This window comes from Streptomyces composti (assembly GCF_012034205.1).
GTDB classification, from domain to species: Bacteria; Actinomycetota; Actinomycetes; order Streptomycetales; family Streptomycetaceae; genus Streptomyces; species Streptomyces composti.
On the sequence record NZ_JAATEM010000018.1, the window covers coordinates 1 to 14,652 of the forward strand.

General features: G+C 70.7%; 9 protein-coding genes. 7 read left to right on the forward strand and 2 right to left on the reverse strand.

The window, feature by feature from the left end:
- From HCJ93_RS16115 to HCJ93_RS16140, 6 genes are all read left to right on the forward strand, one after another.
- On the forward strand, nucleotides 1-1,004 hold a 1,004-nt coding region (locus HCJ93_RS16115; protein WP_167996412.1), incomplete at its 5' end, for an iron-containing alcohol dehydrogenase family protein.
- 170 nt (nucleotides 1,005-1,174) lie between these two features.
- The gene (rplU, locus tag HCJ93_RS16120; RefSeq protein ID WP_167996413.1) at nucleotides 1,175-1,495 is read left to right on the forward strand and encodes a 50S ribosomal protein L21; all 321 of its coding nucleotides are present in this window, start codon (nucleotides 1,175-1,177) and stop codon (nucleotides 1,493-1,495) included.
- 14 nt (nucleotides 1,496-1,509) lie between these two features.
- The gene (gene rpmA, locus HCJ93_RS16125) at nucleotides 1,510-1,764 is read left to right on the forward strand and encodes a 50S ribosomal protein L27 (RefSeq protein ID WP_073938528.1); all 255 of its coding nucleotides are present in this window, start codon (nucleotides 1,510-1,512) and stop codon (nucleotides 1,762-1,764) included.
- 197 nt (nucleotides 1,765-1,961) lie between these two features.
- Entirely contained in the window at nucleotides 1,962-3,398 is a 1,437-nt protein-coding gene (gene obgE, locus HCJ93_RS16130; RefSeq protein WP_167996414.1) for a GTPase ObgE, read from the forward strand.
- A gap of 158 nt (nucleotides 3,399-3,556) precedes the next feature.
- On the forward strand, nucleotides 3,557-5,587 hold the full coding sequence (locus HCJ93_RS29875) for a glycosyltransferase family 4 protein (RefSeq protein WP_309141419.1): 2,031 nt from the start codon (nucleotides 3,557-3,559) through the stop codon (nucleotides 5,585-5,587).
- A gap of 251 nt (nucleotides 5,588-5,838) precedes the next feature.
- The gene (locus tag HCJ93_RS16140) at nucleotides 5,839-6,954 is read left to right on the forward strand and encodes a glycosyltransferase family 2 protein (RefSeq protein WP_309141420.1); all 1,116 of its coding nucleotides are present in this window, start codon (nucleotides 5,839-5,841) and stop codon (nucleotides 6,952-6,954) included.
- A gap of 90 nt (nucleotides 6,955-7,044) precedes the next feature.
- Here the strand turns inward: HCJ93_RS16140 and HCJ93_RS16145 are convergent, their stop codons facing one another.
- Both HCJ93_RS16145 and HCJ93_RS16150 read right to left on the reverse strand, forming a co-directional pair.
- Nucleotides 7,045-10,608: a bifunctional glycosyltransferase/CDP-glycerol:glycerophosphate glycerophosphotransferase gene (locus tag HCJ93_RS16145; RefSeq protein ID WP_167996416.1), complete on the reverse strand. Its 3,564-nt coding sequence runs from the start codon at nucleotides 10,606-10,608 to the stop codon at nucleotides 7,045-7,047.
- Between the two features lie 25 nt (nucleotides 10,609-10,633).
- Nucleotides 10,634-12,865: a bifunctional glycosyltransferase/CDP-glycerol:glycerophosphate glycerophosphotransferase gene (locus HCJ93_RS16150; protein ID WP_167996417.1), complete on the reverse strand. Its 2,232-nt coding sequence runs from the start codon at nucleotides 12,863-12,865 to the stop codon at nucleotides 10,634-10,636.
- 332 nt (nucleotides 12,866-13,197) lie between these two features.
- Between HCJ93_RS16150 and galE the strand changes: the two genes are divergently transcribed.
- Nucleotides 13,198-14,169 (forward strand): UDP-glucose 4-epimerase GalE, encoded by a 972-nt coding sequence (gene galE, locus HCJ93_RS16155; protein WP_167996524.1) that lies wholly within the window; start codon nucleotides 13,198-13,200, stop codon nucleotides 14,167-14,169.
- The last annotated feature ends 483 nt before the right edge of the window (nucleotides 14,170-14,652 follow it).

Genomic DNA, 14,652 nt, shown 5'->3' on the forward strand with positions numbered 1-14,652 from the left:
CGGCCGTCCTCGCCGACCAGCGGATCTCGCAGTCGGGCCGGCTCGCCGTCGCCATCAGCGGCGGCTCCGGTGCCCGGCTGCGGGAGCGGGTGGCGCCCTCGCTGCCCGGCGCGACCTGGTTCGAGGTGGGCGGCGGCACCATCGACGACGCCGTCCGGCTCGCCGACGAGATGAAGTCCGGGCGCTACGACGCGGTCGTGGGGCTCGGCGGCGGCAAGGTCATCGACTGCGCCAAGTACTCGGCGGCCCGCATCGGGCTGCCGATGGTCGCGGTGGCCACCAACCTCTCGCACGACGGCATCTGCTCGCCCGTGTCCATCCTGGACAACGACGCGGGCCGCGGCTCCTACGGGGTGCCGACGCCGATCGCGCTGCTCATCGACCTGGACGTGATCCGTGAGGCGCCGGTGCGCTTCGTGCGCTCCGGGATCGGCGACGCCATCTCCAACATCTCCGCGGTCGCCGACTGGGAGCTGTCCCACCGGGTCAACGGCGAGAAGGTCGACGGTCTGGCCGCGGCGATGGCCCGTCAGGCGGGCGAGGCGGTGCTGCGGCACCCCGGCGGCGCGGGCGACGACGGCTTCCTCACCGTGCTGTCCGAGGGCCTGGTGATGTCGGGCATCGCCATGTCCATCGCGGGGCACACCCGGCCGTCCTCCGGCGCCTGCCACGAGATCAGCCACGCGCTCGACCTGCTGTACCCCAGGCGGGCGGCGAGCCACGGCGAGCAGGTGGGCCTCGGCGCGGCGTTCGCCATGCATCTGCGCGGCGACCAGCAGGGCTCGCGGCTGATGGCCGGGACCCTGCGCCGGCACGGGCTTCCGGTGCTGGCGGAGGAGATCGGGTTCAGCGACGAGGAGTTCGTGAGGGCCGTGGAGTTCGCGCCGGAGACCCGGCCGGGCCGCTACACGATCCTGGAGCACCTCCAGCTGTCACCGGAGCAGATCAAGGGCGCCTACGCCGACTACCGGACGTCCCTCCTGGACGGCGCGGGCCCGGTTTGACCCCTCGGGTGCGGGCCCCGTACCCTTGACCGTCGGCGTGTCCATCGGGACCGCCACATCCCCGTAAACCTCTTCCTTCCGGGCACCGAGGTGTCCGGGAGAGGCCGTTCGCGTTTCCGCCGAGCGGCTGGCCTGCGGGGGTGCCGTTCTTCGAGCGAAAGAGAGATCGCGTGTACGCCATCGTGCGCAGCGGTGGTCGCCAGCACAAGGTTGCAGTGGGCGACATCGTCGAGGTTGACAAGATTTCCACCGCCAAGGTGGGCGACACGGTCGAGCTCTCGACCCTGCTCGTCGTCGACGGCGACTCCGTGACCAGTGACCCGTGGGTGCTGGCCGGCATCAAGGTCCGCGCAGAGGTCGTGGACCACCACAAGGGCCAGAAGATCGACATTCTGCGCTACAAGAACAAGACCGGCTACCGCCGCCGGCAGGGCCACCGCCAGCAGTACACGGCGATCAAGGTCACTGAGATCCCCACGGCTGCGAAGTAAGGGACTGAGGAGAGATGGCACACAAGAAGGGCGCATCGTCCACCCGTAACGGTCGCGACTCGAACGCCCAGCGGCTCGGCGTGAAGCGCTTCGGCGGTCAGGTCGTCAACGCGGGTGAGATCCTGGTCCGTCAGCGCGGCACCCACTTCCACCCGGGTGCCGGTGTCGGCCGTGGCGGCGACGACACTCTGTTCGCGCTTCAGGCCGGTGCGGTGCAGTTCGGCACCAGCCGTGGCCGCAAGGTCGTGAACATCGTCCCGGTCGCCTGATTCGCCTGATTCAGCGCCGGAACACCTCGCGAGGCGGACCTCACTTCCCGGGCGGGAAGGCGGGTCCGCCTTTCGCGTGTTAGGACGCGTAGGACGCGTCATGAGCTGCTGCGTGCGGGGGCGCGCGGCACGAGCCGCGTGCAAGGACGCGTGGCACGGATCAAGAATCTTCTGAACGTCTCTGGAGGCACCCCACCATGACCACCTTCGTGGACCGCGTCGAACTGCATGTCGCCGCGGGTAACGGAGGTCACGGCTGTGCCTCCGTCCACCGTGAGAAGTTCAAGCCGCTCGGCGGACCCGACGGCGGCAACGGCGGGCGCGGCGGCGATGTGATCCTCACCGTCGACCAGTCCGTGACCACCCTGCTCGACTACCACCACTCGCCGCACCGCAAGGCCACCAACGGCAAGCCCGGCGAGGGCGGCAACCGCAGCGGCAAGGACGGCCAGGACCTGGTCCTGCCCGTGCCGGACGGCACCGTGGTGCTGGACAAGGCCGGCAACGTGCTCGCCGACCTCGTCGGGCACGGCACCTCCTACGTCGCCGCCCAGGGCGGACGCGGCGGGCTCGGCAACGCCGCTCTCGCCTCCGCGCGCCGCAAGGCGCCCGGCTTCGCCCTGCTGGGCGAGCCGGGGGACGTGCGGGACATCGTCCTGGAGCTGAAGACCGTTGCCGATGTGGCGCTGGTCGGCTACCCGAGCGCCGGCAAGTCCTCGCTGATCTCCGTGCTCTCCGCCGCCAAGCCGAAGATCGCGGACTACCCCTTCACCACGCTGGTGCCGAATCTCGGCGTGGTCACCGCCGGGTCGACCGTCTACACCATCGCGGACGTCCCCGGCCTGATCCCGGGGGCCAGCCAGGGCCGCGGCCTCGGGCTGGAGTTCCTGCGGCACGTGGAGCGGTGCAGCGTGCTGGTGCACGTCCTGGACACCGCCACCCTCGAGTCGGACCGCGACCCGGTCTCCGACCTCGACGTCATCGAGGCGGAGCTGCGCGCGTACGGCGGGCTCGACGACCGTCCCCGCGTGGTCGTCCTCAACAAGATCGACGTGCCGGACGGCAAGGACCTCGCCGAGATGGTGCGGCCGGATCTCGAGGCGCGCGGCTACCGCGTCTTCGAGGTGTCCGCCGTCGCGCACATCGGGCTGAAGGAGCTGTCGTACGCGCTCGCCGAGCTGGTCGCGCAGGCGCGGGCGGCCAGGCCCAAGGAGGAGTCGACCCGCATCGTCATCCGGCCCAAGGCCGTGGACGACGCCGGCTTCACCGTCACCCGCGAGGCCGACGGCCTGTTCCGGGTGCGCGGCGAGAAGCCCGAACGCTGGGTGCGCCAGACCGACTTCAACAACGACGAGGCCGTCGGCTACCTCGCCGACCGGCTCAACCGCCTCGGCGTCGAGGAGGAGCTGGTGAAGGCCGGTGCCCGCGCCGGTGACGGCGTGGCCATCGGTCCCGAGGAGAACGCGGTCGTCTTCGACTGGGAGCCGTCCCTGTCCGCCGGTGCCGAGATGCTCGGCCGGCGCGGCGAGGACCACCGCTTCGAGGCACCCCGCCCGGCCGCCCAGCGCCGCCGCGACCGCCAGGCCGAACGCGACGAGGCCGAGCGGCAGTTCGACGACTTCGACCCCTTCTAGTCCGGCCCGGGCGCCCGCTCTCCCCGCCGCCGGCGCGGAAATGGCCGGAACGTGATCTTTGACTGGTGCAACCTTTGACCGCCTGAACCGATCAGAGCAGGTGCAAGCATCTGCGGGGCGGCGACCGGGGAGGGTCGCGCCCAGGGGAGGGGCTCGTTGTGAAGATCGCATTTCTGGTGCGCGACCTGTGCCACATGGGCGGGGTGGTCAGCGCCACGCAGAACCTCGCGGGCGCGCTGGCCGCGCGGCACGAGGTGGAGATCGTGGCGCTGCGCAAGGTCCGGGACGCCTCGTACTTCGCGCTCGACAGCCGGGTGACGGTCCGGTCGCTGACCGACTTGCGGCCCCACTCCCCGGCCTACGACGGGGACGATCCGCTCGCCCACGAGTTCCCGCTGCGCTACCCGTACCCGGAGGGCGAGAAGAAGCCGGTGGTCAGCCGCCTGGCCGAGAAGCGCCTGCTGGCCTACCTGGCCGGCACCGACGCGGATGTGGTGGTCAGCTCCAACCCGCGCATCACCACGCTGCTCGCCACGGCCTCGGGCCGGTACCTCAAGGTCGCCCAGGAGCACTCCATGCCGGGGATCTACCCGGCGTCCGTCAGGAAGATCCTGTTCGGCGAGTCGTACCCGAGGCTCGACGCCATCACCGTGCTCACCCCCGAGGAGCGCACCTCGCTCAGCGGTCTGGTCCCGGACGTGCAGGGCCGCATCCACGTGATGCCGAACTGCATCCCCGACCCCGGGGGCCGGCTCTCCGAGGGCAGCAGCAAGGTGGTCGTCGCCGCGGGCGTGTTCAAGCCGCACAAGAATTTCGACGGGCTGATCGACGCCTTCGCCACCGTGGCCGCGCGCCACCCCGACTGGCGGCTGCGCATCTACGGCAGCGGCCCCGAGGAGTCCGCCCTGCGCCGGCGCATCCAGGAGCGGGGGCTGTACAACCACGTGCATCTGATGGGGCCCGCGTTCCCGGTCACCGCCGAGTTCGCCAAGGGCTCGGTCTTCGTCCTGCCGTCGCTGCGCGAGCCGTTCGGCAACGTGACCGTGGAGGCGATGACCCGGAGGCTGCCGGTGGTCGCGCTGGACTGCGACCACGGGCCGCGCAACATCCTCACGCACGGCGAGGACGGACTGCTGGTCCCGCCCGGGGACACCGAGGCTCTGGCACAGGCGGTCATCGACCTGATCGAGGACGACGACCGGCGCAGGGCCATGGCCGAGAAGGCCCGGCGGACCTCCGAGCGGTACGGCCCCGGCCCCAGCGCCGATCGGTTCGAGGCGATCCTCACCCTGGCCGCGGCCGCCCGTGAACTGCCCGGCGCGGCCGACTGCACCGTACTGGCCGGCGGGGATCTCCAGGTACGTCTCCGCCCGCGGCAGCAGGCCGGCGCGGTCCCTGACGGGCTGTCGCTGCTCTGCCGCGACGTACAGGGCAGAAACGATCCGGTGACCCTCTCCTTCGTCGGCGGCACGGCGATCGTCCCGCGCCGCGGCACCCTGGCCGAGGGCACCTGGGAACTGGTGGTCGTCTCGGACCAGGGCCCGGAGAAGGTGCTGCGGGCCGGGCACTGCGACGCCGGGCATCTGGTCGCCCCCGACTGGGAGCCCGGCCCCGAGGGCCTCCACGTGCTGCTGCCCCACGCGGAGGAGGACGGCCGGCTCCGGGTGCGCAGCCGGGTCCGCGCGGAGCACGCCGAGGTCACCCGGCTCGAGGTGGGCGAGGACAGCGTCCTGGTGGAGTGCCGCTTCTGGGGCGCGGGCACGGTCGCCGCGGGCGATGTCGTCACCGCGGTCAACCGCGGGGACCGCGGCCGGGAACTGTCCTTCCCCGTGGTCCGGGCGGAGGGGACCCGGTTCCGGTTCGAGACCCCGCTGGACACCCTGGTCGCCGAGCACGCCGGCGAGGAGCAGATCTGGGACGTCTGGGTGCGGCCCGGAACCGCGGGCCGGGCCCGGGTCGGCATGCTGCTCACCGACATCCTGCATCCGTACAAGGTCTTCCGGTATCCGCGCCCGGTGCGCCGGCGCCCCGTCGTACGGACGGCGGGCGCCGGCCGCCCCCAGGGCCGCCGCTTCCTGCGCGCCGCCCGCGGCGACCTTGCGGTGGCGGTCCGGGAGCAGACCGGGGTCGAGATCCGGCCGTACTACACCACGGCCGCGCAACTGGCGTTCAAGACGGTCGCCGTCTAGGGGCCCGGCGTCGAAGGACACGGCGTCGGTCACATCCGGCGGTCGAAGCAACCGATCCGCGTGAAACCCCGTCAACTGGTGCAGCGGGGTCATCCACTGATGAATCACCGGAATCCGATCGCGGGCATCGCGCTGAACGGTGACCGGCCCGCCCGGCGCACAGGGCCCGACCAGCCCGTGCGCCGAGTCGAACGCCACCTTCTGCTCCGTGGGGGAAACACATGGGCGCCGAGCCCGTATCGGATCCGGCCGTGTCGGTGATCGTCCCGGTCTACAACGCCCGGGACCACCTGGAGGAATGCCTGGAGTCGATCGCCGGTCAGTCGATCGGTTTCGGCCAGGTCGAGATCATCGCCGTGGACGACGGGTCCACGGACGGCAGCGGGGCCCTGCTGGACGAGTGGGCCCGCCGGCACCCCGGACGCGTCCAGGTCGTGCACCAGGAGAACTCCGGCGCGCCGGGCGGCCCGCGCAACCGGGCCGTCGAGATGGCCACCGGGGAGTTCCTCTTCTTCGCCGACCCCGACGACTACCTCGGCGAGCAGGCCCTGGAGCGGCTGGTGGCCGCCGCCCGCCGCGACGGGGCCGATGTGGTGCTCGGCAGGATCAAGGGGGTGGGCCGCAAGGCACCCGTCACCCCGTTCCGCAGGAACGTGCGGGGCGGCGACATCCACAGCACGCGCGCGGTGTGGAGCCTCACCGCGCACAAGCTCTTCCGGCGCTCGCTCGTCACCGGTCACGAGCTGCGCTTCGCCGAGGGGCTGCGGCTGGCGGAGGAGCAGCCCTTCGTGGTGGCGGCCTATCTGTTCGCCCGGTCGATCTCCGTGGTGGCCGACTACGACTGCTACTACCTGGTCCGCCGCGAGGGCGCCGCGCATCTGACGCGGCAGGAGCCCGAGCCCGGTCCCTTCTACGCCAACGTCCGCGCCGTGCTGGACCTGGTGACGCGGCACGTGCCGCCCGGCCGCAAGCGCGACGACCTGGTCCACCGCTGGGTCGCCCTGGAGATCCTCGGCCGCTTCAACGAGCCCTTCGCCGGCCTGCCCGAGGACACCCAGGCGCTGCACGTGCGGCTCGCCGGGCGGCTCCTGGACGATTACGCCTCCGACGAGCTCGTCGCCCGGCTGCCGCCGCTGGCCCGGCTGCGCTGCCTGCTGATCCGCCAGGGGCTGGTGGAGGAGCTCGCCGCCCTCGCCACGCTCGCGCCCCGGCCGAAGGCCAGGTCGGCGAAGCCGCAGCCCAGGTCCGAGCACCAGGTGAGGGCGACGCCCGCGCCGCAGACGCACGGTTCGTCCCGCCCCGCGCCCCGGCGCGGAAGGACGACCGCGGCCACGCTGCGCCGGATGCGCAGGTGGCTGCGCCGCTGAAGCAACGTCCGGACGAGTACCCACGGCAACGACGGAGGGCCGGCCGGGAGAACCCGGCCGGCCCCTGTCATGCACGCCCCTCGAGCGGGCTCAGACCTCCTTGGCCTGCTCCAGCATCCGGTCCACGACCCGCTTGGCGGCGTGACCGTCGTCGAGGTCGCAGAACAGGTTCTGGAAGCGCTCGAAGCGCTCCTTGTACTGCTCGGACACCTCGTCGATGTTCCGGATCGCCGTGATCAGCTCCTCGGAGGTGGAGATCAGCGGCCCGGGGGAGTCGGCCTCGAAGTCGAAGTAGAAGCCGCGCAGCGTGTCCCGGTAGTGCTCCAGGTCGTAGGTGAAGAAGAGCATCGGCCGCCGCAGGTGGGCGTAGTCGAACATCACGGACGAGTAGTCCGTGATCATCATGTCCGCCACCAGGTAGAGCTCGGCGATGTCCGGGTACTCCGAGACGTCCCACACGAAGCCGTTGCCGGCGCCGGGAACCGCGTCCACCACGTTGGAGTGGCGGCGGATCAGCAGCACATGGTCCTCGCCCAGCCGCCTGCGCGCGTCCTCGAGGTCGATGCGCAGGTCGAACAGGTACTGGCCGGCGCTGTGCGACTGGTCGTCGCGCCAGGTCGGCGCGTAGAGCACGACCTTCTTGCCCTTGGGGATGCCGAGTGTCTCGCGCACCTTGTCCGCGATCTTGTCGCGGTCCGGCGAGTACAGGTAGTCGTTGCGCGGGTAGCCCGCCTCGAGGATCTCGCCGTCGTAGGAGAAGGCCCGCTTGAGGATCGGCGTGGAGAACCGGTTGGAGGACACGAGCAGGCTCCAGTTCTTCGCCTCGAGCTCCAGGCGGTTCTGGTACTCGCGGTCGAAGTGCAGCGTCTCGATGTCGTGGCCGATCTTCTTCAGCATGGTGCCGTGCCAGGTCTGCACGATCACCTGCCCCGGCCGGCGCTCCACCCACTCGGGCAGATGCCCGTTGGTGACGATGTACCGGGAGGTGGCGAGCGCCTCGAACCACTCGCGGCCCCACATGCGCACCTTCTCGGCGGTGGGCGGCAGCACCACCTGACCGTCGCGCACGGCCCACAGGAACTTCAGGTCGCTGCCCCGGCGCAGCAGCTCCTCGTGCATGGCGCGGGGGCTGTCGGAGTACTGCTTGCCGTTGTAGCTGAGGAAGAACACCTGGTCGCGCAGCGGCTGCCGGCGGCGGGGGTAGTACACCTCGCGGCGCAGCTGCAGCTGGCGGTACGGGCCGCGCTCCAGGTCGCTCAGCTCGGAGCGGCAGTTGAGCTGCGGGAAGTCGCTCCAGCGGTTCTCGAACCAGTAGCGGCGCCCGCCCAGCTCGGCGTGGAGCGGGAACTGGGGCAGGGCCAGCCGGTCGATGACGAACTTGGCGTCGGGCACCTCGGGGTCGGCGGAGCGCAGCACCAGGTTCCAGCGTCCGGCGCGCAGCGGCACCTGCCCGTTGCCGCCCATCACCGACGGGTCGAAGGCCACGGTGAAGGTGCCGTCCTCGCTCCAGTCGACGCTCGCCTTGCGTTCGTCGAAGCGGTTGGTCGCCTTCAGGATCAGGTCGGCGCCCTTGAGGGCCTCGGCGGCGCGGCCCCGCACGACGATCTTGCCGTTCTCCAGGCCGGTCCCGGTGAGCACGGCGTGGCGCACCCGGCCGATGATCTTCAGATAGCCGTTGTGGCCGGACATCACCGCGATCTCGCGGTGGGCGCCCGCCTCGCCGAAGGACTCGGGCAGGCCGAAGGAGAGGTCCTCGAGGCCCTCCCGGACCACGCTGCTGAACTGGCGTTCGCTGCCGTCCGCGGCGGTGGCCAGCAGCGCCGTGCTCCAGCGGCGTCGGTCGGGCTGCGCCTGGTCGTCCACGGCGGCGGTGCCGAGCAGTGCCACGTCCGCGATCGGCACCCGGGCGCGGAAGGTGGTCCGGCCGCCCTGCTGCGCCAGCTCGGTCGGGTACTTGCGCACCTCGCCGCTCTTGGCGTTGCTCAGCCGGAAGGTGAGCGTCTCACCGGGCTTGAGCGGCACCCGCAACTCGCCGCTGATCTCCAGCGCGTCGCCGTCGAGCCGGCGGTCGGTGATCAGGGCGCGGACCTTCTCCACGCGCAGCTTCAGCGCGCCGCGCTCCACGGAGGGCAGCAGCCGGAAGTCCTGATCGAGCCACTGGTAGGGCGGGAAGTTGGCGGCCGAGCCGCCGCGGGCCCAGATGCCGCTGCGCCGCACCAGGCCGGAGGCGTAGACGTTGATGCCGACGTGCCACAGACCCTCCTGCCAGCTGCCGCCCTTGCGCAGCTTGGCGGGGTCCAGCGTCAGCTCCCAGCCGGCCCAGTCGTAGTTGTAGCGCTGCTGGCCCGAGTCGGTGGTGCACTCCGGGCGGTGGACGTTCTTCGCCGGCAGGAACATGCGGCGCCGGGAGCCGTCCCGCTTCAGCTGGACGATCTTGACGCTGCTCCGCTTGGCCGACATGTCGATCTTGTCGATGTAGGCGTCGCCGGACAGGTGCAGCTTGCCGTCGCGCCACTCCACCGAGCGCAGCGGGGCGCGCAGGTCCAGGTCGTGGTCGATGCGCAGCGCCTGCTTGGGCAGTTCGAAGCCGCTCTCCTCGAGGGTGCGGAAGCTGGCGTACTTGCGGAACGTGCCGGAGACCTCGATCGGCTCCCTGCGGCGCTGCGAGGCCAGCAGGGCGATCAGCTCGGGCATGGCGTGCTTGCGCACCAGCAGCCACTGGACGCGCAGATCGGCCGGCAGCGCCATGACGATCTTCGGGTCCACCATGTCGAGGTAGCGGTTGGCGGCCTCCAGGAACGCCTCGTGGAACTCGGCGGTGGCGTCCGGCACCACCCGCAGGAACAGCCGCAGGTCGTCGCGGAGCACCCGGTCGTCGTACTGGCGCTTGTACTCTGCGAACTCCTCGCCGGGCTGCTGGGCGAGGAAGTCGCTGACCATGCTGACCGCGGTGACCCGGTCGCGGATGGCCTGCGGCTCCTTGCGGCGCTGGGTGATCGAGGGGGCCGACTCGCCCTCGCGCAGCCGCCAGTAGTAGGTGGGCTCGCCGATGATGTCGATGGCCTGCGCGCGGTAGTGCGCGGGCACCACCACGGGGATGTCCTCGTGCAGGATCCCCTCGGGGAAGGAGAAGCCCTCGCCTTCCCAGAAGGTGCGCCGGAACACCTTGTTGCAGGCGATGCGGTCGGCGATCAGCTTCGGGTTCCTCGAGATGTGGGTGCGCTTGCGGGCCTCACCGGCCAGCATCTTCAGCAGCGGCACCTGCCAGGACTTCTCGCCCTTGAGGTGGTGGACGTTGCCGGTGCAGAAGTCCGAGCCGGACTCGTCCAGGCTGGCGATCATCTGCCGGTAGGCGTCCGGAGGGATCACGTCGTCGCTGTCGACGAAGGTCAGGTACTCGGAGTCCGGGGACATGTGCGCGATGCCGGTGTTGCGGGCGGCTCCGAGCCCCGCGTTCTCCTTGCGTATGAGCCTGAAGCGCGCGTCGCGGCGTTCGTACTCGGCGGCTATGGAGGCGGAGTCGTCCGGTGAGCCGTCGTCGACCATCAGGACCTCGATGTCCTGGAACGTCTGCGCGGCGAGCGAGTCGAGACACGCGGGCAGGTAGCGCTCGACGTTGTAGATGGGGACGACGACACTGAGCCGAGGGGCCATGTGCGTGCGGTCTCCTTTCGGGGGTTCAGGCCCGCTCGACCAGTTCGAGCGCCTGGGCGGGAGTCGGTGCGTGGGGTCGTTCGGCGAACGGGACGAACGGCAGCATGTCCTTCTCACCCAGGAAGACGCGCCGGACCACCCTCTCGGATGCACGACCGTCGTCGAACTCACAGAACCGACGCCGGAACGCCGAGCGGCGCTCGGCGGCGTCCGGCCCGTCGTACTCACGCGAGCCGAGCAGCCTGATCAGTTCCGCCTGCGAGGTCGCCACCACGCCGGGCGGCTCCTGCAGCAGATCGAAGTACGTTCCGCGGACCGCGGAGTAGACGTCCCAGTCGGGTGCGTAGGTGATGATCGGCCGGTCCAGGACCGCGTAGTCGAACATCGCCGAGGAGTAGTCCGTGATCAGGGCGTCCGCGGCCAGGTACAGCTCCTCCACGGGGTGGTGCCCGGAGACGTCGACGATGCGGCCGCTGCGGCGCAGCTCGGCCACGTGCGGCGAGCTGCCGTAGAAGTAGTGGCCGCGCACCATCAGCGTGACGTCGGGACCGAGCTCGTCGGCGAGACGGCCGAGGTCGAGGCTCGGCACGAAGCCGGGCTGGTACTCGCGGTGGGTCGGCATGTACAGGAACGCCCGGGTGCCCGCGCCGAGGCCCAGCGCGGCCCGCGCCTTGCGGACGTCGGCGGCGGTGGCGTTCACCAGCACATCGTTGCGGGGGTAGCCGGTCTCCAGGGAGGTGTACGAGCACGGGTACACCCGCTCCCAGATCGCGGTGGAGAAGCGGTTGGAGCTGAGGCTGTAGTCCCAGCGGTCGCACCGCTCGAGGAGCTTGGCGAAGTCCATGTGGGTGGAGGCCGGGTACTTCTGCTGGTCCAGGCCCATGGTCTTCAGCGGCGTGCCGTGGTGGGTCTGCACATGGACCTGGCCCTCGCGCTTGACCACGGCGTCCGCGAAGTTGACGTTGTTGACCAGGTACTTGGCGCGGGCCAGCGCCGCCCAGTACTCGCGCGAGCCGACCCGGACGAACTCCACGCCCTCCGGCACCTGGTCCACGGCGTCCGGCCGGATGGCCCACACCCGGCGGATGTGCGGGGCGCGCCGGCCCAGCTCGGCGGCGATCGCCGCGGGGTTGCAGGAGACGCTGCGGCTCCAGTAGGCGGAGAACACGGCGAGGTTCTCGTCGATCGGCAGCCGCAGCTGCGACTGGTAGAAGGCGGCCACGGCGCTGCGCCGGGACCGGGTGACCGCGGTGCGGGCCCGCTTCTTCACCGCGCGCCGCACCTTGATCGCCGCGCTCGCTCCCACCCAGGCCGCGTACGCGTCCCGCTCGAGGAGCGCGTACTTGCGGCCGCGGCCGCCCTCCGGGCGGCGGAAGCCGGCGGGCAGGTAGGCGCGGTAGTCGGCGGCGGCGCGGTGGAAGAACTCCGCCCGCGCGTCCTGCGGCAGCCTGCCCGGACGCTCGAGGACGGTGAGGTAGTGGTCGACCATCTTGCGGAACAAGGGCTCCCGCCAGACGTCGAGTTGCTCACGCTCGGCGATGAAGTCGAAGACGCGGCGGTACTGGTCGAAGACGTCGAAGTGCTTGCGGCTGACCGTCTTGAGGATGTTGCCGCCCTGCCGGCGCTGCCGGTAGTGCACGCAGACCCGGTCGAGCACGGCGATGCGCTCGGCGCTGATCAGCGAGCAGTACGTCCAGGGGGCGTCCTCGTAGTACCCGGGCGGGAAGGTGAGGCCGGTACGGGTGATGAATTCGCGGCGGTAGGCCTTGTTCCAGACGATCTGGAGCAGCTCGAGCAGCTCCGGGCGGTCGGCGAGACGGAAGACGTCGGGGCCCTGCTGCTTCAGCAGATGCGCACGCTGATTGGCCAGAATCCGGTTGTCCCAGTAGGTGCGCGCATAGTCGAAGACAAGGATGTCGGGGTCCCCGGTGGCCTCCAGGCGTTCGGCCACCGCCTGCAGAGCGCCCTCCGACAACGTGTCGTCGCTGTCCAGAAAGAGGACGTAATCCCCTTGTGTCTTCTCCAGCCCCGCATTGCGCGCGCGCCCCAGACCCACATTTTCCGTGAGGTGAATCACATGTATTCGGGCGTCGTGCTCCGCGTACCGGTCGAGTATGGAACCGGAGTCGTCCGGTGAGCAGTCGTCGACCGCTATGACCTCGAAGTCCGTGTAGCTCTGCCCGAGGATGGAGTCCAGGCACTCGGACAGGTAGCCCTGCACCTTGTACACGGGAACAACGAGAGAGAGTCTGGGCATCCTTACAACCTGTTCCGAGAACGACCACGTGCGCACGGGCGGGGAGGGCCGAACGGGCTCCGGGCGTGCAACTGCCAGGAGGAATCGGCCACGTCAGTCCATCAGCGTAAAGGATTCGCGTGAACATTCTGTGGGCGAGGTGGCCGACCTGCGACGGGCCGGCCGGTGGCTGACCCACCCGAATCGGGGCGCCTTACGGGTGGTGCCATACCGCCCCTCACGAGTGGTTGATCTGGTGGCATTTCCTGAGGTGTGTACCATCTGCCGGACTCGATTTTCCACGGCCCGCACAAGAGGCTGCACGCAGTCAAGACGACCCTGGAGGCATGACAATGAGCTGGCTGGTCACGGGTGGGGCGGGCTACATCGGTGCGCATGTGGTGCGTGCTCTGACCGCCGGCGGCGAGTCCGTGGTCGTCTACGACGACCTGTCCACCGGAAGCGCGGACCGGGTGCCCCAGGGGGTGCCTTTCATTCAGGGCAGCGTCCTGGACCGGGAACTGCTGGAGCAGTCGATCCGTGACAAGGCTGTGACAGGCGTGGTGCATATCGCGGCCAAGAAACAGGTCGGCGAGTCCGTCGAGCGGCCGCTGCACTACTACCGCGAGAACGTCACCGGATTGCAGACGCTGCTCGAGGCGATGGCCGCGGCCGGCGCCGGCGAGCTCGTCTTCTCCTCGTCCGCGGCCGTGTACGGCATGCCCGATGTGGATCTCGTCACGGAGGACACCCCGTGCGCCCCGGTCAGCCCCTACGGCGAGACCAAGCTCGTGGGGGAGTGGCTCATCAAGGCGGCGGCCAGGGCCCACGGGCTGCGCACGGCGAGCCTGCGCTACTTCAACGTGGCCGGAGCCGCCTCGCCGGAGCTGTCCGACACCGGTGTGTTCAATCTGATCCCCATGGTCTTCGAGCGGCTCGAGGAGGGCCGGCCGCCGCGCATCTTCGGCGCCGACTACCCGACCCCGGACGGCACCTGCGTGCGCGACTACATCCACGTCGAGGACATCGCCTCCGCCCACCTGGCCGCCGCTCGGCGTCTTGCGGACGTCCCCGAGGGCACGGCGCTCACCCTCAACATCGGGCGCGGCGAGGGCAGTTCGGTCCGCGAGATGGTGGACCGCATCCTCAAGCTCACCGGCCACGAGCAGATGGAGCCCGAGATCACGGACCGCCGCCCCGGCGACCCGGCCCGCGTGGTGGCCGCCGCGGAGCGCATCCGGAGGGAACTGAACTGGACCGCGCGGTACGGCCTGGACGAGATGATCGAGTCGGCCTGGCGCGGCTGGCGCCACCGGCATCAGTGACGGTGAGAATCCGGTAAGAGCCGGCCGTGGCCGTCGGGAACTTGAGGAAACGGTAGGAGAAGCGAAACGGGTGAGGGCCCGCTCCGGACCACGGGGCGGGCCCTCACCCGTGGGCGAAGGCATTCCCGGAGGACCGGGAATGCCTTCCTGTATTCCGCGGGGATTGCCCGTCCGATCTCCCGGGCTGCTTTCCTGGATCGTCCCGTCGGGTGAGTTCACGAAAACCGCCCTGACTTCCCGCAGATCATGTGGTCCGTATGAAAGTTCCCGGTGTGCGGCGGCCCCGCCCGGCACATGCGCCCAGGATGCGGGTGACCTGGGGCTCGGCCTCTCGTTGGACCCGGTATGTTGCCGTCGCCGAGCCGCCCGCCGTGCGGTCGACCGGGTGCGCGGCCGGGGTTCCCCAGGAGCGGCCGGCGGTGCGTGGCGGTGCCGGATGCCCGGCCCGGCCGGGGGCGGCGGGGTGCGGGCGGCGAGCGGCCG